This window comes from Pseudonocardia parietis, assembly GCF_017876315.1.
In the GTDB taxonomy this organism is placed as follows: Bacteria; Actinomycetota; Actinomycetes; order Mycobacteriales; family Pseudonocardiaceae; genus Pseudonocardia; species Pseudonocardia parietis.
In genome coordinates this window covers 3,838,516-3,857,008 of sequence record NZ_JAGINU010000001.1, presented here as the reverse complement: position 1 = coordinate 3,857,008, position 18,493 = coordinate 3,838,516, and the positions used below count along the sequence as shown (strand labels likewise).

The following is an 18,493-nucleotide window of genomic DNA, read 5'->3' as shown; positions in this document are numbered from 1 at the left end:
CCGCTCTGCTCACTGCACGAGGTCGTCGAAGCGGTGCCCGGCCACCTTGGCGATCTCGACGAGCGCAGCGGCGTGCTCCTGCGCGGCCGGGTGAACGAGCCGGCGCCGGGCGGTCGCCAGGAGCGCGGCCCGGTCGCCGGCATCGCGCAGGCAGACGATCAGCGGGAAGCCGAACCGGTCCCGGTACGCCGAGGCCAGCCGGGTCAGCTCGGCCCGGTCGTCGCCGTCGAGCAGCGCGAGCCCTGCCCGGTCCCGGACCACGACCCGGGCGCCCCTCGCCTCCCGGTCCCCCGGCACGGCCGGCGTCTGCGACCGGGTCCCGGGTCCCGCAGCGCTGTGGCCGCTCGCCACGAGTCCGCCCAGGTCCGGGTAGTGCGCCATCAGCTCCCGCTGCTCCCCCGCCGGCGCGGCGAACAGTTCCTCCTGGATCGCCGCCCGCAGGGTCGCCGCGTCGTCGAACGGGCCACGGGCGTGCGTGCGGGCGGGCAGCTGCGTCGGTCCCTCGAAGAGCCGCCCGACCAGGTCGTCGAACTCCGCCCGGCTCAGCGCCGTGACCTGCTCCGCGGGGACCGTGCCGGTGGGCTCGGCGGCGGGCCTGCGCCGTCCGGTGTGGAAGAACAGCAGGTTCAGCCCGATCGCCACCACGCTGCCCGCGGTGATCCCCGAGCCCAGAATGATCTGCGCCCACCCGGGCAGCGCCTGCGCGACGTCGGGCTGCACGGTCACGAACAACGCCACGCCGATCCCGGAGCCGACGACCACGACGTTGCGGTGGTCGGTGAAGTCGACCTTGGACAGCGTCTGGATGCCGACGACGGCGACCGTCGCGAACATCGCCAGTGCCGCCCCGCCGAGCACCGGGTGCGGCACCGCGGCGACCAGTGCCCCCGCCTTCGGCACCAGCCCGATCAGGATCATGAACGCGCCCGCGGCCGCGACCACCCAGCGGCTCGACACCCGGGTCAGCCGGACCAGGCCGACGTTCTCGGCGAAGCAGGTGTAGGGGAACGAGTTCAGGACCCCGCCCAGCGTGGTGGCCGCGCCGTCGGCACGCAGGGCGCGGGCGACGTCGTCGGGTCCGACCCGCTTCCCGACGATCTCGCCGGTGGCGATCACGTCGCCGGTCGTCTCGACCGCGGTGATCATCATGACGACGATCATCGAGAGGATCGCGGCCAGCGAGAACTGCGGCCAGCCGAAGTGGAACGGCGTCGTGACGCCCACCCAGTCCGACTCCCCCACCGCGGACAGCTCGACCAGCCCGAACGGCACCGCGGCGAGCGTCCCGAGCACCAGCCCGGCGAGCACCGCGACGGTCGCCATGAACCCGCGGAAGATCCGCTGGATCAGGACGATCACGGCGAGCGTCCCGAGCGCGAGTGCCAGGTACAGCGGGTTGCCGGGGTCGGGCGCGTTCGCCCCGCCGACGGCGTCGGTCGCCGCGACCGGCAGCAGCGCCAGGCCGATCACTGTGATCACCGTGCCCGTGACGACCGGCGGGAAGAACCGCAGCAGCCGCGCGAAGTAGGGCGCCGCGAAGAAGGTGACCAGCCCGGCGACGATGACGGCGCCGTAGATCGTCGTCAGGCCCTCGGTCCCGCCGCCGGCGGCCAGCCCGATCGCGATCATCGGGGAGACCGCGGTGAACGTGACGCCCTGCAGCAGCGGCAGCCGTACACCGATCCGTCTGCCCATCCCGACCGACTGGATGATCGAGGCGATGCCGCAGGTGAACAGGTCGGCGTTGATCAGGTGGATGAGCTGGCGCTCGTCCAGCCCGATCGCGTTGGCCAGCAGGATCGGCACGACGACGGCGCCGGCGTAGAACGCGAGCACGTGCTGCAGGCCGTAGGCGGCGAGCCGGCCCGGTGGTGGGACGGCGTCGACCGGATGGACGGCTTCGGTGGACGGGCGACGGCGCGGACGCGGCAGCGGACTCATCGGGACCCTCGTTCTGGACGGACGCCCGGCGGGCTCGGCCGGGGCGGCGCGGCGGTCGTGCGGACGACCGGGCGGGGCGCGCAGCGGTGACTGCGCCCCGCGTCCGGCATTGGCCGATGTGCGACCTGCATCACCATGCGCCCACCGCCGCCGCGCCCGGCACGGGCGGCGACGACGAACACGACGGGATCGGGGCCGACGGATTCGTGCGATCCCACAGTCGACCCGCTGTGACCGTGCCGAAAAGGGAGAACGACGCCGAAGAGGGGCACCCCCGAGGCTGCCTGCGCCTCGGGGGTGCCCCTCTTCCAACGGTCGGGCCAGGAGCCCAGGAGCGCGGTCAGCGCTCCGACGTGCCCCGCTCCGCCGTCACGGCCTGCTCGTCACCGCCTTCGGCGTCCTGTGCCGGGTCGAGCGCGCCCGCCGGCTCCGGCTGGTCGTGGGTGGACCCGGCCAGCGCCGGGTTCCTCCGCACCGCGACGAGGCTGGCCACCGTCGTCACGATCAGGACACCGACGATCACGCTCAGCGACAGTGCGATGCCGATCTCCGGTACCGGCACCGGCTGCCCGCCGTTGAGGAACGGCAGCTCGTTCTCGTGCAGCGCGTGCAGCACCAGCTTGACCCCGATGAAGGCCAGGATCACGGCGAGGCCGTAGGACAGGAACACCAGCTTGCTCAGCAACCCGCCGATGAGGAAGTAGAGCTGGCGCAGGCCCATCAGCGCGAACGCGTTGGCGGTGAAGACCAGGTAGGCCTCCTGGGTCAACCCGAAGATCGCCGGGATCGAGTCCAGTGCGAACAGCAGGTCGGTCAGGCCGATCGCCAGCATCACGATCAGCATCGGCGTCACCCACCGCTTGCCGTCGACCCGGACGCTGAGCCGGGCCCCGTGGTACTCGCGGGTGACCGGCAGGACCCGGCGGACCAGGCTGACGACCTTCGGCTCGGTCCACTCCTCCTCGTCGCCCCCGATGCCCTGGCGGAGCATGCTGAACGCCGTCCAGATCAGGAAGGCGGCGAAGATGAAGAAGACCCAGCTGAAGGCGTTGATCGCCGCCGCGCCGACGGCGATGAACCCACCGCGCATCACCAGCGCGATCAAGATGCCGACGAGCAACACCTTGTGCTGGTGCTCGGCGGGCACGGCGAACCCGGTCATGATCAGGACGAAGACGAACAGGTTGTCGACCGACAGCGAGTACTCGGTGATGTAGCCGGCGAAGAACTCCCCGGCGTAGGTGCCGCCCGCGAACGCCCACACGCCGAGCCCGAAGAGCACGGCGAGGCCGACGTAGAACAGGACCCATCGGGTCGCTTCGCGGATCGAGATGACATGCGGTTTGCGCCCGACGACCAGCAGGTCGATCAGGATGATGCCGAGCAGCCCGCCGATGGTGGCGAGCCAGACCCAGGTGGGGACGTGCACAGAGACCTCCGGGTGGTACGGAACCAGGTACGACCCCAGGTCTCCCCCGCCGACCGTGGCCGGCCCATGACACCGGGTCCGGCCGGCTGATGAGCCGGCCGGACCGTGCTGACGATGTCATCGCGAACGGGGTACTCCCCTGTGGACACTGCACCGGTGCGGTGCACCGGATCATGCCGGGTGCCGGGTCAGCCTCCCTTCCCGGCCCGGGAACCGGCGCCGGCGCGGGTGCGGGTACGGGTGCTCCGGCGCTGCTGCTTGACCTCCTGCATCTTCTCGGCCTCGTGGGCGTAGGCGTGGAACAGCTGGTACGCGATCGGGTTGTGATCCTTGGTCCGCAGCAGCCAGCGTGGCGCGAGCCGCTCGTTGAGCCAGACGAACCCGACCGCGAACCCGAGGCTCACCAGGCCCTGGTAGGCGAGGAAACCCCACAGGTCCTCCGGCGGGGTCAGCGACCCACCGAGCAGGGCCGGGGTCACCGTCTCGTGCAGGAGACGGGCGAGCGGGAACCCGACCAGCCAGTAGACGGCCGCCGGCGTGAACACCCCGAGCCGTACCCGGGCCGTCGCGATCAGGAGCCCGTAGCCGAAGCCGAGCACCGCCATCGGCAGCCCCAGGGTCAGGGCGGACATGGCCGCCCACCCGAGGGGCTGGCCGACCAGCGCCGCCAGTACACCGACGACGAGCCCTGCCGCCACTCCGCTGGCCAGGCCGGGTACGGCGACCTCGGCCTGCATCCGGATACGCGAGGACACCATCAGCTCACCACCACCCCGAACCTGATCAGGCTGTAGAACAGCATGCCCAGGTAGAACACGGCACCGAAGCCGATGACCACGTTGCTCCACAGCTTCGGCCGGATCGGCTTGGGCAGCATCCGGTTGTTCACCAGCAGCAGGACCACGCAGTAGGCACCCATCGCGAACGTGGACAGGAACGCCAACGTGTCCAGGATGCCGGCGGGGCCGTCGGCCGGGCCGAACAGCAGGATGATGATGCCGAACAGGATCACGCCCCAGAGGAAGAACGCGTACAGGTGCGAGATCTTGAAGCGCTTCGCCCCGGGGATGAAGTAGTAGGCCATGTCGGCCTGTCCACGGGAGAACGAGTCGAACAGGCCGAGCGTCGCGTTGAGCCCGATCAGCGCGATGAACCCGAGGAACACGCCGCCCAGGGCCGGCGAACCGGCCGCGGAGAACGAGTCGGACATCGCGTTCAGGGCCGCTTCCCGCTCGCCGTCCCGGAGCAGGTTCACCACGTCCGGGCTGGTCCGCGCGGCGGCCTGGGCCAGGATGGTGAACGAGATCGTCACCAGCATGGTGATGCCCCAGAAGAGCAGGATGGCGTCGAAGGTGATCCAGCGCCGCCAGCCCTTCCACTTCTTCATCTCCTCCGGGTCGTCGGTGTCGAACATGAACCCGCGCGAGGGCATCGCCTCTTCCTCGCCCGCGTGCCGCAGCCCGCGGATCTTCGGAATGTGCGCGCCCATGCCGGCACCCTTGTCACGCAGCTGCAGGGTGTTCCACATCTGCTGCATGCCGGACGGGCCGGCGAAGGCGATCGAGCCGACGATCACCGGGAACCAGGCCGGCGACAGTGCCTCGGCGGGCAGGTACCCGAAGGCGAACATGCCGGACACGGTGGTGGACAGGTCCGCCCAGGTGCCCACCAGCGAGGCGATCACCGACGTGCCCACGACGAGGACACCGATCAGGAGGCCCAGCAGGGCCTCCAGTAACGGATAGATGACTTTGGCGAGGCTGAATACCAGCCCCACCAGCAACATCCCTGCCACACCGGTGATCTGCCACGGGACACCGGTGAGACTTTCGAACGCGAGTGCGCCCGCCGAGAGGTGGCCGGGCCAGATATAGATCAGGATCGCGGCGACGAAGAAGAACCACATCAAGGGTTTGAACACCCGGGCGGCACCCATGAAGATGCTCTCCCCGGTCGCCATGGCGTAGCGCGACATCTCCAGCAGGACGATCGCCTGCAGGGTCACGCCGATCAGGAACAGCCAGCGGATCTCCGGCCCGAAGAGCAGGACCAGCCGCGGCCACATGTAGGCCTCGCCCATGCCCACACCGAGCGCGACGAGGAATACCGTCGGGCCCAGGATGTGCACCGAGGGCGGGGCTTGCGGGAGCTTGCGAATCGGCATCGGCTCCAGGCCACCCGCGTGCCACACCCGTGTGTCGGTGTCGGGCACGGCCTGCGCGGCGTTATCCGGGAACTCGGCCTCGGGGTCTTTGGAAGTCGTCATTGACTCTCCTGGATGGGGCATCGGTCGACGTGCGGCCTTCCGGTCGTCGCTCCTCTCTTCATGCCGTGCGTCCCGCGAGCGGTGGGCGGGGGTCCCGCCCACCGCTCACGGGCGCGGAGGTGGTGGGACGGTCAGACCAGGCCCGCAGCGCGGGCCCAGCGGTACTTGGCCCCGAGTACGGCGACCGGCTTCTCGGTCGTGTACGGGTAGGCGACGATCCCGTGCTGGTAGAGGTGGTCGCTGGCCTCCTCCACCTCGACGTCGCCGGCGAGCGAGGCCACCACGGGCTTGTCGATGCCCTTGGCGCGGGCCTCGGCCACGACCCGTGCGGTCAGCTCCGCGAACACCATCGGCGGGGTGACGATGGTGTGCCAGTAGCCCAGGATCAGGGCGTGGATCCGGGGATCCTCCAGTCCGAGCCGGATCGTCGCCTCGTAGGTGCTCGGCGGCTCACCACCGGTGATGTCGATCGGGTTCCCGGCCGCGCCGAAGGGCGGGATGAACGCCCGGAACGACTCGTCGAGGTCGGGCGGGATCTCCATCAGGCTCAGGCCGTTGTCCACGCACGCGTCGGAGAGCAGCACCCCGGACCCGCCGGCCCCGGTGATGATCACGACGTTCTCGCCCTTCGGGGTGGGCAGCACCGGCAGGCCACGAGAGTACTCGAGCATCTCGTTCAGCCCGGGCGCCCGGACGACACCCGCCTGGCGCAGGATGTCGTCGTAGACCTTGTCGTCGCCGGCCAGCGCGCCGGTGTGCGAGCCGGCGGCCTTGGCACCCTGCTCGGTGCGCCCGGCCTTGAGGACCACCACCGGCTTCGTCGCGGTCACCCGGCGGGCGGTCTCCACGAAGGCCCGCCCGTCCTTGAGGTCCTCGAGGTGCATCGCGATGCAGGTGGTGTTGTCGTCCTTCTCGAAGTAGGTGAGCAGGTCGTCCTCGTCGATGTCGGACTTGTTGCCCAGCCCCACGATCGCCGACACACCCATCTTCGACGTCCGTGCGAAGCCCAGGATGGCCATCCCGATGCCCCCGCTCTGCGAGGTCAGCGCGACACCACCCTTGACGTCGTAGGGGGTGCAGAAGGTGGCGCAGAGATCGTGGTGCGTGGAGTAGTAGCCGTAGATGTTGGGCCCGAGCAGCCGCACCCCGTGTGCGCGGGCGGTGTCGACGAGCTCCTGTTGCAGATCGACGTTGCCGGTCTCGGCGAAGCCCGACGGGATGAGCACCGCGGCCGGGATGCCCTTGTCGCCCACCTCGGCCACGGCCCCGATGACGAACTTGGCCGGGACCGCGAAGACCGCGACGTCGACCTCGCCGGGGATCTCGGAGACGCTGGAGTAGGCCTTCCGGCCGAGGATCTCGTCGGCCTTGGGATTGATCGGGTAGATGTCGCCGGCGAAGCCCCCGTTGACCAGGTTCTTCATCACCGAGTTGCCGATCTTGCCCTCCTCGGCGGACGCCCCGATGACCGCGACCGAGCGCGGCTGCATCATCCGGGTCATCGTCGCGAGGATCTCCTCGTCGGTGTAGCGCACCGGCTCGGGGACCGTCTCGGTCTCCAGCAGGATCCGCACGTCCGCGGCCGAGGCGCCGTCGGGACGGGCGAAGACCGGGTTGAGGTCCAGCTCCCGGATCTCGGGGAAGTCGGTGATCAGGTCGGAGACCCGGCGCAGCATACCGGCCAGTGCGCTCGCGTCCACCGGTTCGGCACCACGGGCTCCGCGCAGGACCTCGGCCGCCGCGATGTCGTTGAGCATCGTGCCCGCCGTCGCGTCGTCGATCGGCGCGAGCCGGAACGTCACGTCCTTGAGCACCTCGACGAGCACCCCGCCGAGACCGAAGACGACGACCTTGCCGAACGTCGGGTCGGTGGTCGCGCCGATGATCACTTCGTGGCCGCCGGAGAGCATTTCCTGGACCTGCACGCCGTCGATCACGGCGTCCGCGGAGTAGGCACGGGCGTTGTCGACGATCTCGGTGTAGGCGCGGCGCACCGCGTCGTCACCGCGCACGTCGACGAGGACCCCGCCGGCCTCGGTCTTGTGCAGGATGTCCGGGGAGACGATCTTCATAACCACCGCCCCGCCGATCTCCGCGGCCAGCCGGACCGCCTCGTCCGCGGAACCGGCGAGACCCTCCCCCGGCGTGGTGATGCCGTAGGCCTGACACACGATCTTGCCCTCGGGCGCGGTCAGTGAGTCGCGGTCCTCCGCGCGGACCTTGTCGAGGACCTCGCGAACGGTCTGGATGTCATAGCTCATGCTCAGATCACTCCGTTCGACTTGAGCTGGGCGTACTCGTCGGCCTCGACACCCAGTTCACGCAGGTAGACGTCCTCGTTGTGCTCACCGAGCAGCGGCGAGGTCTCGACCTTCACCGGGGACTCGGAGAGCTTGATCGGGCATCCGACGGTCTGGAACGAGCCGCGCTGCGGATGGTCCACCGTCACGATCATGTTGTTGTCCGCCAGCGAGGCGTCCTCGATGATCTCCTTGGTCGAGAGGATCGGGCCGCACGGGACGTTGTGGCTGTTCAGCTCGGCCAGCACCTCCCACTTGTCGTGCTGGCTCGTCCACTCCTCGATCATCTGGAACATCTTGTCCAGCTTGGACAGACGCGCCTTCGGGGTGGACCATTCCGGGTCGTCGGCCAGCTCCGGGCGGCCGATCAGCTTGCTGATCGGCTCCCAGCCGGTGGGCTGGACGATCACGTAGACCCAGTCGTTGGGACCGCCCGGCTTGCACCGGACCGCCCAGCCCGGCTGCCCGCCGCCCGAGGCGTTGCCCGAGCGGGGCACCTCGTCGCCGAACTCGTCGTTCGGGTACTCGGCCAGCGGGCCGTGGGCCAGGCGCTGCTGGTCGCGCAGCTTGACCCGGCACAGGTTGAGCACCGCGTGCTGCATCGCGACCGTCACCCGCTGGCCGCGCCCGGTGCTGTTGCGCTGCACCAGGGCGGCCAGGATGCCGGCCACGGCGTGGATACCCGTGCCGGAGTCACCGATCTGGGCGCCGGTGGCCATCGGGGGCCCGTCGGCGAACCCGGTGGTGCTCATCGATCCGCCCATCGCCTGGGCGACCACCTCGTAGGCCTTGAAGTGGGTGTAGGGGCCCTCACCGAACCCCTTGATCGAGGCGTAGATCAGCCGCGGGTTGAGCTCCTGCAGCCGGTCCCAGGTGAACCCCATCCGGTCCACCGCGCCGGGGCCGAAGTTCTCCACCATCACGTCGGAGGACTTCACGAGCTCGGTGAAGATCTCCTTGCCGCGCTCGCTCTTCATGTTCAGGGTGACGCTGCGCTTGTTGCAGTTCAGCATCGTGAAGTAGAGGCTGTCCGCGTCCGGCAGGTCGCGCAGCTGGGTGCGTGTGATGTCCCCGGTGGGGGCCTCGACCTTGACCACGTCCGCGCCGAGCCAGGCGAGCACCTGGGTCGCCGACGGTCCGGACTGGACGTGGGTCATGTCGAGGACCCGGATACCTTCCAGTGCGTTACTCATCCCCTGGCCTCCTTGCCACTGGCGATCACCGGGCCGCCGGCGATCACGTGTCCGCGGGCGGTCACTTGTACATCGTCTGGTTCATGGTTCCGGGGGCGTAGACGTCCGGATCGACCCAGACATTGATCAACGAGGGCTTGCCGGACTCCCGGGCGCGCTGCAGCGCCGGCGCGATGTCGGCGGGGTCGCGGACCTCCTCGCCGTGGCCGCCGAGCATCCGGGCGAACTGGTCGTAGGGCACGTCGCCGAGGGTGTTGCCGACCCGGGCGCGGTCCTCGCCGTACTTCTGGGCCTGCCCGTAGCGGATCTGGTTCATCGAGGAGTTGTTCCCGACGATCCCGACGAACGGCAGGTTGTAGCGCACCAGCGTCTCGAAGTCCCAGCCGGTGAGGCTGAAGGCGCCGTCACCGAACAGAGCGACGACCTCCTTGTCCGGGCGGGCGTGCTTGGCCGCGAGGACGAACGGGACGCCGACGCCGAGCGTGCCCAGCGGGCCCGGGTCCATCCAGTGCCCGGGCGACTTGGGCTGGACCACCTGCCCGGAGAACGTGACGATGTCGCCGCCGTCCCCGATGTAGATCGAGTCCTCGGTGAGGAACTCGTTGATCTCGTGCACCAGCCGGTACGGGTCGATCGGGGAGCTCGCGGAGTGCTGGCGGGGCAGCCGCTTCTGGTAGGCCGTGTCCTCGACGGCACGCAGTTCCTGGATCCAGGAGCGCCGGTCGCGGCGGATCGAGCCCGCGCTCGCCGCGGTGACCGCGGACAGCACGGTGCCCGCATCGCCGACGATGCCGAGGTCGATGTCGCGGTTCTTGCCGACGGTGCGGTAGTCCAGGTCGATCTGGACGACCTTCGCGGTCGGGGACAGCCGCTTGCCGTAGCCCATCCGGAAGTCGAACGGCGTGCCGACGACGATGATGAGGTCGGCCTCGGTGAACGCGTGCCGGCGGGCGAGCTGGAAGTGCATCGGGTCGTTCGGGGGCAGTGTGCCGCGGCCCGCGCCGTTCATGAACGCGGGCACGCCGAGCTCGCGGACGAACTCGATCGCGGCGTCGGTGGCCCGGCACGTCCACACCTGGCTGCCCAGCAGCACGCACGGCTTCTCGGCGCGTGAGACGAGCTCGGCGAGCTTCTCGATCGCCGCCGGGTCGCCGAGCGCGCTGCGCGAGGCGCGGTAGTGGCCCGCCTCCGGCAGCCGGGCCTGCTCGAGCGGGACGCTGGCGTCGAGCACGTCGCGCGGGATCTCCAGGAACGACGGCCCCGGGGCGCCCGCGTAGCACTCCCGGAACGCCATCGACACCAGGTCGGCGGCGCGCGCGGTGCTCGGCACGGTGGCCGAGAACTTCGTGATCGGCGCCATCATGTCGACGTGCGGGAGGTCCTGCAGCGACCCCATCTTGTGCTGGGACAGGGCCCCCTGCCCGCCGATCAGCAGCATCGGGCTCTCGGCGCGCAGCGCGTTCGCCACGCCGGTCACCGCGTCGCTGGTACCGGGCCCCGCGGTCACCACGGCGCACCCGGGGGTGCCGGTGATCCGGGCGTATCCGTCCGCTGCGTGGGCGGCCACCTGCTCATGGCGTACGTCGATGACCGAGATGCCCTCGTCCACGCAACCGTCGTAGATGTCGATGATGTGGCCGCCGCACAGGGTGAAGATCGTGTCGACCCCCTCTGCCCGTAGCGCCTTGGCCACCAGGTGGCCGCCGGAGATGGTCGGCCGGTCGACCACCGAGCCGGTGGCGTCCTGCTGGACGGCATTGCCCCGGACTGTCTGGGTCATGGGAGGTCATCTCCTCGTCGTCGATTGCGCAGATACCCGATATGCCGGGAAAACCGGGGCGAGTTGCCCGCCGAACCCATACTGCATACCGTATGGGCTCACTTCTTACTACGCGGACGATTGCTTGTCCAGACTGCCGTCCCGGTGCCGTATACAGTATGGGAGGATCATCATGAGAGAGCAACGATCCGAGGAGATCCGGGAGGTCCGGGACTGGCGGGGGCGCCGGTACCGGGTGGGGGAAGACGCCCGGGCGCTGCTGACCGGCTGGCCGCGGGCGTCGATCCTGTGGCAGGCGGGCCTCGCGATGGCCGCCATCGGCGTGCTGCAGTACGGGTACGGGGCCGCGGTGCCCGCCCTGATGGCGCGCAACGACTGGACCCTGGCCGAGGCCTTCCTGCCGCTCGCCGTGTGGACGGTGTTCCAGGCCGGCGTCGGGTTCCCGATCGCCTACCTGCGCCAGCATGGCTGGGTGGGGCCCAAGATGCTGATGCTGGCGGGGGCGGTCCTCTGCGAGGCCGGCCTGCTGACCCTCGCGTACGTGCCGAGCACCCTCGGCGTGCTGGTCGGCTACTCGGTCGTCGGCGGGATCGGCGCCGGCCTGGTGTACGCGGTGTGCACCTCGACCGTGGCCAAGTGGTACCCGGAGCGCAGCGCCTCCGCGGTCGGCATCGTGACCGGCGCGTTCGCCTACGGGTCGGTGCCGGTCGTGGTGGCCTCGGTCGTCGCGCTCGACGCGTCCTCACTGCAGCCGGTGCTGACCATCGCCGCGGTCGTGGGCTTCCTGCTGATCGCGATCGGGGGGCTGCTGTTCGTCGACCCCCCGCAGCGGTGGTGGCCCGAAGCGGTCGACCCCCGGCACTGGTCGCTCGGGTCCGAGTCGAACCGCAGCCGTCGCCACAACCCGCCCGCGGTCCGCGAGTTCTCCCCCGAGCAGGCACTGCACACCCGGGCGCTGCCGACGATGGCGCTGGTCCTGCTCGGCGCGGGGGCGGTGTCGCTGTTCGACGCCGCGTTCCTGGTCGTGCTGGCCGCAGGCCTGGGTGCGGGGTCGGCACTGGTCGCGCTCGCGGCCGGCCTGCTGGTCGGGATGAACGGTGCCAGCCGGGCGATGGCCGTCGGCGCCTCGGAACGGATCGGGCGCTCCCAGGCACTGGGCCTGGTCCTCGGCGTCCTGGCGGCCGGACAGCTGCTGCTCGCCGTGGCCGTGGGCACCGGCTCGACCGGCATCCTGGCCGCGGCCTGCGTGGTCGCCGGTCTGGGAGGCGGCGGGTTCTACCCGCTGCTCGCCGGCCTGGCGCGGGAGTACTTCGGGGAGGACAGCGCCGTGGAGGTGCACGGGCTGGTCTACAGCGCGAAGGCCGGAAGTGGGGTGGTGGGCGTCGGGCTCGGCGCGCTCACGGTGGCGACCTGGGGAGCGCCGGCCGCGTTCGTGCTGGCCGGCCTCCTCGCCCTGGGGGCGGCGTGGGGCGCGACGACGCTGCGCCGGCCCGGCCTGCCCCGAACACTGCCCTCGGTCGTGCAGGCCGGCCCGACCTTCTGATCACCCACCAGGGATGCCCCGGCGGGCCGGGATCACCCGGCCCGCTGGGCACCTTCTGCGGTGGCCTCCGCGGCATCATCGGCCGTGGAGTGCTCGAGGTAGGTCATCCGGGTGAGCTCGGTGTGGCGGCGCATGACCTCGGCCGCACGGTCACCGTCGCCCGAGGCGATCGCCTCGATCAGCTCGGCATGCTCCTGCCAGGACTGTGCACCGCGGTCGCGGGCCACCGGCCGGAAGTACCAGCGCACCCGGCGGTCGACCTGCGAGACGAGATCACACAGCACGGTGTTGCCGGAGAACCGGGCGACCGCCGCGTGCAACCCGGCGTTCGCGGCGACCAGGGACGCGACGTCGTCGGCCTCCAGCGCCTCGGTGCCCTGGCGACACCAGTCGCGCAGCTCCTCGATGCCGTCCGCCGGCACGTGCGCGGCGGCGAGACGGGCCGACTCGGTCTCCAGCAGCCCACGCACGGCCAGCAGCTGGTCGGCCTCGGCCGGTGTGGGCGCGTGGACGTAGGCCCCGTGCGCTGGTCGTAGATCGACCCAGCCGTCGGAGTTCAGCCACTGGAGCGCCTCGCGGACCGGCTGGCGGGACACGCCCAGCCGGCTCGCGAGTTCGGCCTCCACGAGATGCTGTCCCGCCTTCAAATCACCCTCGACGATCATCTCGAGGATGGCGTTGTGCACGCTCTCGCGCAGCGGGACCGGCCGGGACACACGCCGATCGTCGGTCGGCAACTTGGGCATGAGCACTCCACAGGAAAGTCGGACCGCCACCGCGCGGTCTCTGCCTACAGCATACAAAGTACTCGCAGACGGTGGGTCGGGCTCACCCATGTGGCCCGATCCACTCCCCCGTCGGTGATCACACCCGGAGCTCGGAACCTATCGGGCGGCGCGGTCCGCGTCGGCGACGTCCGCGCGCCCGGCGCGGCTCACGTCGCGACGGTCGCCCGGCTCCCGGTCCACGGACACACGGTCGAGGGGCTCGGCGCCGCGTGCCCGCTGGGCGTCGAGGGCCGCGGAGAGCCCGAGGCCGAGCTGGCGGCCGTCGGCCGAGAAGCCGCGCGGGATACGACGGAGGCCGAGCAGAACACGATCGATGACGGACATGGCGATGCTTCCTTCGTTTGATGACGGACTGGAGATTCCCGCTCGGCGCTGGGCGGAAACGAGCCACGGGACGCTACAGTGGGTCCTCGCGGTCGACTGTCTGCAGTATATGACGGTCCAGTCCGGCATGCCCGGTGAGTCCGCTCACGTGACGGCGCTCACCTGCCGATATCAGCTCGCTGACCACCCGATCCCTCGCCAGGGGCCGCCACGGGCGCCCCGCCCCGGCGTCACGCCGGGGACGCGGCGTTGCGAGCCATGCCGTCGAGCAGTGCCCGTGCCGCGGAGCGCAACCGGGGGACGGCGGCCGCGACGAGATCGTCGGTCATCCGCGTGCTCGGGCCCGACACCGAGACGGCGACGAGCACCGGCGCGTCCAGCGCCACGGCCACGCAGCGCACGCCCAGCTCCTGCTCGCCGTCGTCGAGCGCGTACCCGCATCGGCGGATCCGCTCCAGCTCCGCGGCGAACGCGGCCGGATCGATGATCGTGCTCTCGGTCTGCGCGGTCATCTCGGTGTGCCGCAGCAGTTCCTGGACCTGCTCGGCGGGCATGAGCGCCAGCAGTGCCTTGCCGACCGCGGTGCAGTGCGGGGGCACCCGGCGCCCGACCTCGGTGAACATGCGCATGGCGTGCCGGCCGGGTTCCTGCGCGATGTAGACGACCTGGGTGCCGTCCAGCACCGCGAGGTTCGCGCTCTCGCCGAGCGCGTCGACCAGCTCCACCAGCCGGGGCCGCGCCCACATCCCGACCAGGCGCCCGGCACTGTCCCCGAGCCGGACCAGCCGGGGGCCGAGCGAGTACTCGCGGCCGGGCCCCTGACGGACGTAGCCACACCCGACCAGGGTCCGCATCAGCCGGTGGATCGTCGGCATCGGCAGACCGGAGCGCAGCGCGAGGCTCGAGAGCGTGGCCTGTCCCCCGGCGTCGGCCATCGCCTCCAGCAGCGCCACGGTCCGCTCCACGGCCTGCACGGTCGTGGATCCGCCGGCCGGCGCGACGGTCGTCGTACCCACCACCCGGCCGGAGGCGTCCTCGATGTCCGGCGTATCGGCAGCCGCGGGAGACGTCTGCATCAGCAGGACCCTTCACGATGCGTGGGTGGCATACTGTATGCCAACACCAGGCCGAGCAGCGCGTCAAGGCACACCCGGCGCCCCGGCGACTCGCTTGACTTTCCGGAACGACCTGTGCTGCTCTTCACACTCCTCAGTTCGCGAAATGCCTTTTCCGCATCGTGAAATTTCGGAGGCTCGTGTGCCTTACCCCTCGTCACGGTCCTGGACCGTGAACTGCTCCATCCTGTTCACCGACCTGCCGCTCCATGAGCGCCCACAGGCCGCCCGCGACGCCGGCTTCGACGCCGTCGAGTTCTGGTGGCCGTTCGCCGAAGCCGTCCCCGCGAACCGCGAGGTGGATGCCTTCGTCCGCGCCGTGGACGACGCCGGCGTCCGGCTGACCGGTCTGAACTTCCCGGCCGGGGACATGCCGGCCGGGGACCGCGGACTGCTGTCCGACCCGTCGCGCTCCCACGAGTTCCGCGACGCCATCGCCATCGCCACCGGCATCGGCGCACGACTCGGCACGACCGGGTTCAACGCGCTGTACGGCAACCGCATCGACGGCGTCGCACCTGCCGAGCAGGACACACTGGCCGCGGAGAACCTGGCCGTGGCCGGTCTGGCCGCCGCCGCGATCGGCGCGGTCGTACTGGTCGAACCCGTCAGCGGGGTGGACGCCTACCCGCTCAAGACCGCCGCGGACGCCGTCGCCGTGCTGGACCGGGTCGGTTCGGACCACGTGGCGCTGCTGCTGGACGTCTACCACCTGGCCGTGAACGGCGACGACGTCGAGGCCGCGATCGACCGGTACGCCGGGCGGATCGGGCACGTGCAGATCGCCGACGCGCCCGGCCGCGGCGAGCCGGGCACCGGCGACCTGCCGCTGTCCGCCTGGCTCGAGCGGCTCACCGCCGCGGGCTACGACGGCTGGATCGGATGCGAGTACAAGCCCACCGGATCCGACCCGTTCGCCTGGCTGCCCGCCGGTGCGCGGGCCGGCTCGACCACCCGCGCGTAGCTCGCGCAGCGAGCGCCGGCACAGAGAGGACCACCATGACCACCATCGCGTTCATCGGGCTCGGCATCATGGGCAGCCCGATGGCCCAGCACCTGGCCCGCGCCGGACACGACGTCGTCGGCTTCGACGCCACGCCGGAGAAGGCGAAGCCGCTCATCGACGCCGGCGGGCGGGCCGCCGACTCCGGGCCGGACGCCGTGCGCGGCGCCGAGGTCGTCGCCCTGATGCTGCCCGACTCCCCCGACGTCACCGACGTCCTGACCGGGGAGGACGGTGTGCTCGCGCATGCGGCACCCGGCACGCTGGTGATCGACTTCTCGACGATCCGACCGGACGTGGCAGCCGGTCTGGCCGCCGAGGCCGCGGCCGCCGGGCTCCGGATGATCGACGCGCCGGTCTCCGGCGGCCAGGCCGGGGCGGAGAACGCCGCATTGTCGATCATGGTCGGCGGCGTGGACGCCGACGTGGCCGCGGCCCGCCCGCTGCTCGAGGTCGTCGGCAAGACCGTCGTGCACGTCGGCCCGAGCGGCGCCGGGCAGACGGTGAAGGCCGCCAACCAGCTGATCGTCGCCGGCAACATCGCCCTGCTCTCCGAGGCGCTCGTGTTCCTCGAGGCGCACGGCGCCGACCTGCCTGCCGCGGTCGAGGTGCTCGGCGGCGGCCTGGCCGGCTCCGCCGTGCTGAACCAGAAGGCGTCGAAGATCCTCGGGGACGACTTCGCCCCGGGCTTCCGGATCGACCTGCACCACAAGGACATGGGCATCGTCACCTCGGCCGCGCGGGAGGCAGGCGTCGCCACCCCGGTGGGCTCGCTGGTGGCCCAGCTGGTGGCCGCCACCCGAGCCGCCGGCGACGGCGGGCTCGACCACTCCGCCCTGTACCGCACCATCGCGCGGCTCTCCGGCCGCGGATCGGACACCCAGACCCACGGGAGGCCCTGATGCCCCGGATGCGTGCCGTCGACGCGGCGGTGAAGATCCTCGAGCTGGAGGGCGCGACCCAGACCTTCGGCGTCCCCGGTGCCGCGATCAACCCGTTCTACTCCGCGATGCGCGCGCACGGCGGGATCGCCCACGTGCTCGCCCGGCACGTCGAGGGCGCCGCGCACATGGCCGAGGGCTACACCCGCACCCACGCCGGGAACATCGGCGTCTGCGTCGGGACCTCCGGCCCGGCCGGAACCGACATGATCACCGGGCTGTACTCGGCGCAGGCGGACTCGATCCCGATCCTGGCCGTCACCGGGCAGGCCCCGGTCGCCCGGCTGCACAAGGAGGACTTCCAGGCCGTCGACATCACGTCGATCGCCAAGCCGGTCACGAAGATGGCCATGACGGTCCTCGAGGCGGCGCAGGTGCCGTGGGCGTTCGCCCAGGCGTTCCACCTCATGCGCTCCGGACGCCCGGGCCCGGTGCTGATCGACCTGCCGGTCGACGTCCAGGTCACCGAGATCGACTTCGACCCGGACACCTACACCTCGCTGCCGGTGCACCGGCCCGCCGCGACCCGTGAGCAGGCCGCGAAGGCACTCGACCTGCTCTGCGCCGGGGAACGACCGCTGATCGTCGCGGGCGGCGGGGTGATCAACGCCGACGCGTCCGACCGCCTCGTCGAGCTCGCCGAGGTGCTCGACGTGCCGGTGGTGCCGACGCTGATGGGCTGGGGCGCGATCCCGGACGACCACCGGCTCGCCGCGGGCATGGCCGGGCTGCAGACCGCGCACCGCTACGGCAACGCCACCTTCCTCGAGTCCGACGCCGTGCTCGGCATCGGGAACCGGTGGGCGAACCGGCACACCGGCGGACTCGACACCTACCGGCGCGGGCGCACGTTCGTGCACATCGACATCGAGCCGACCCAGATCGGACGGGTGTTCGCGCCGGACTACGGCATCGTGTCCGACGCCGGCGCGGCGCTCGACGAGCTCGTCGCCGAGGCCCGGCGCCGGCGGGACGCGGGCACGCTGCCGGATCGCACGGAGTGGGTCGCCGGCTGCGCGGAGCGCAAGGCCACGCTGCAGCGGCGCACGCACTTCACCGAGACCCCGATCAAACCGCAGCGGGTCTACCAGGAGATGAACGAGGTCTTCGGCCCGGACACCCGCTACGTCACCACGATCGGGCTCTCCCAGATCGCCGCGGCCCAGTTCCTGCACGTCTACCGGCCACGGCACTGGATCAACGCCGGGCAGGCCGGCCCGCTGGGCTGGACGATCCCGGCCGCGCTCGGCGCCGTCGTCGCCGATCCGTCGACGCCCGTGGTGGCGCTGTCGGGCGACTACGACTTCCAGTTCATGCTCGAGGAGCTGGCCGTCGGTGCGCAGTTCCAGCTGCCCTACGTGCACATCGTGGTCAACAACTCCTACCTGGGGCTGATCCGGCAGGCACAGCGGGCGTTCGACATGGACTTCTGCGTGCAGCTGGGCTTCGACAACATCCACACGACGGACGCGGTGGACGGTGACCGCGAGCCCGCACCCAAGGGGTACGGCGTCGACCACGTCGTCGTGGCCGAGGGGCTGGGCTGTGTCGGCCTGCGGGTCACCGACCCGGAGGAGATCGCGCCGACCCTGCGCCGGGCGTGGACCCTGGCCCGCGAGCACAAGGTGCCGGTCGTCGTCGAGGTCGTGCTGGAGCGGGTCACGAACGTCTCCATGGGCGCTGCCGAGATCGACGCGGTGACCGAATTCGAGGAGCTCGCGAGCGTGCGGGAACACGCCCCGACCGCTGTCAGCCCACTTCCGCCCCGCTGACACCGGGCCTCGAGGTGTCCGCACTCGCGCGGACACCTCGAGGGATACGGCATACAGTATGGGCGTGTTAGCATGATCACGCCAACGAGTTCGTAGCA

General features: G+C 71.0%; 14 protein-coding genes. 4 read left to right on the top strand and 10 right to left on the bottom strand.

Annotated features, from left to right (window positions below; translation table 11 throughout):
- Window positions 1-9 precede the first annotated feature (9 nt).
- The 7 genes from JOF36_RS18305 to JOF36_RS18275 form a co-directional block, all read right to left on the bottom strand.
- Window positions 10-1,941 (bottom strand): solute carrier family 23 protein, encoded by a 1,932-nt coding sequence (locus JOF36_RS18305; protein ID WP_210028210.1) that lies wholly within the window; start codon window positions 1,939-1,941, stop codon window positions 10-12.
- Window positions 1,942-2,281: 340 nt separating this feature from the next.
- Window positions 2,282-3,370 (bottom strand): TerC family protein, encoded by a 1,089-nt coding sequence (locus JOF36_RS18300; protein WP_210028208.1) that lies wholly within the window; start codon window positions 3,368-3,370, stop codon window positions 2,282-2,284.
- 188 nt (window positions 3,371-3,558) lie between these two features.
- Window positions 3,559-4,128 (bottom strand): hypothetical protein, encoded by a 570-nt coding sequence (locus tag JOF36_RS18295; RefSeq protein ID WP_210028205.1) that lies wholly within the window; start codon window positions 4,126-4,128, stop codon window positions 3,559-3,561.
- A complete protein-coding gene (locus JOF36_RS18290; protein ID WP_210028204.1) occupies window positions 4,128-5,636 on the bottom strand; it encodes an Nramp family divalent metal transporter in 1,509 nt (502 codons plus the stop codon). Before JOF36_RS18290 ends, JOF36_RS18295 begins: the two co-directional genes overlap by 1 nt.
- 131 nt (window positions 5,637-5,767) lie before the next feature.
- On the bottom strand, window positions 5,768-7,897 hold the full coding sequence (locus tag JOF36_RS18285; protein WP_210028203.1) for an acetate--CoA ligase family protein: 2,130 nt from the start codon (window positions 7,895-7,897) through the stop codon (window positions 5,768-5,770).
- Window positions 7,898-7,899: 2 nt separating this feature from the next.
- Window positions 7,900-9,129: a formyl-CoA transferase gene (gene frc, locus JOF36_RS18280; RefSeq protein ID WP_210028202.1), complete on the bottom strand. Its 1,230-nt coding sequence runs from the start codon at window positions 9,127-9,129 to the stop codon at window positions 7,900-7,902.
- 61 nt (window positions 9,130-9,190) lie between these two features.
- A complete protein-coding gene (locus JOF36_RS18275; RefSeq protein ID WP_210028201.1) occupies window positions 9,191-10,909 on the bottom strand; it encodes a thiamine pyrophosphate-binding protein in 1,719 nt (572 codons plus the stop codon).
- A gap of 172 nt (window positions 10,910-11,081) precedes the next feature.
- Here JOF36_RS18275 and JOF36_RS18270 point away from each other — a divergent pair, with 172 nt between their 5' ends.
- Complete coding sequence (locus JOF36_RS18270) at window positions 11,082-12,452, top strand: MFS transporter (protein ID WP_210028200.1); 1,371 nt, start codon at window positions 11,082-11,084, stop codon at window positions 12,450-12,452.
- A 32-nt stretch (window positions 12,453-12,484) separates the two neighbouring features.
- On the opposite strand, the gene JOF36_RS18265 is transcribed toward JOF36_RS18270, so the two are convergent.
- From JOF36_RS18265 to JOF36_RS18255, 3 genes are all read right to left on the bottom strand, one after another.
- Complete coding sequence (locus tag JOF36_RS18265) at window positions 12,485-13,198, bottom strand: GntR family transcriptional regulator (RefSeq protein ID WP_210028199.1); 714 nt, start codon at window positions 13,196-13,198, stop codon at window positions 12,485-12,487.
- Between the two features lie 138 nt (window positions 13,199-13,336).
- Entirely contained in the window at window positions 13,337-13,564 is a 228-nt protein-coding gene (locus tag JOF36_RS18260; protein ID WP_210028198.1) for a hypothetical protein, read from the bottom strand.
- A gap of 230 nt (window positions 13,565-13,794) precedes the next feature.
- Complete coding sequence (locus JOF36_RS18255; RefSeq protein WP_210028196.1) at window positions 13,795-14,640, bottom strand: IclR family transcriptional regulator; 846 nt, start codon at window positions 14,638-14,640, stop codon at window positions 13,795-13,797.
- A 211-nt stretch (window positions 14,641-14,851) separates the two neighbouring features.
- Between JOF36_RS18255 and JOF36_RS18250 the strand changes: the two genes are divergently transcribed.
- From JOF36_RS18250 to gcl, 3 genes are read left to right on the top strand one after another with little or no spacing between them, the layout of a single operon-like run.
- The gene (locus tag JOF36_RS18250) at window positions 14,852-15,643 is read left to right on the top strand and encodes a hydroxypyruvate isomerase family protein (protein ID WP_504739884.1); all 792 of its coding nucleotides are present in this window, start codon (window positions 14,852-14,854) and stop codon (window positions 15,641-15,643) included.
- 35 nt (window positions 15,644-15,678) lie between these two features.
- A complete protein-coding gene (locus JOF36_RS18245) occupies window positions 15,679-16,584 on the top strand; it encodes an NAD(P)-dependent oxidoreductase (RefSeq protein ID WP_210028193.1) in 906 nt (301 codons plus the stop codon).
- A complete protein-coding gene (gene gcl / locus JOF36_RS18240; protein WP_210028192.1) occupies window positions 16,584-18,395 on the top strand; it encodes a glyoxylate carboligase in 1,812 nt (603 codons plus the stop codon). Before JOF36_RS18245 ends, gcl begins: the two co-directional genes overlap by 1 nt.
- Window positions 18,396-18,493: the final 98 nt, after the last annotated feature.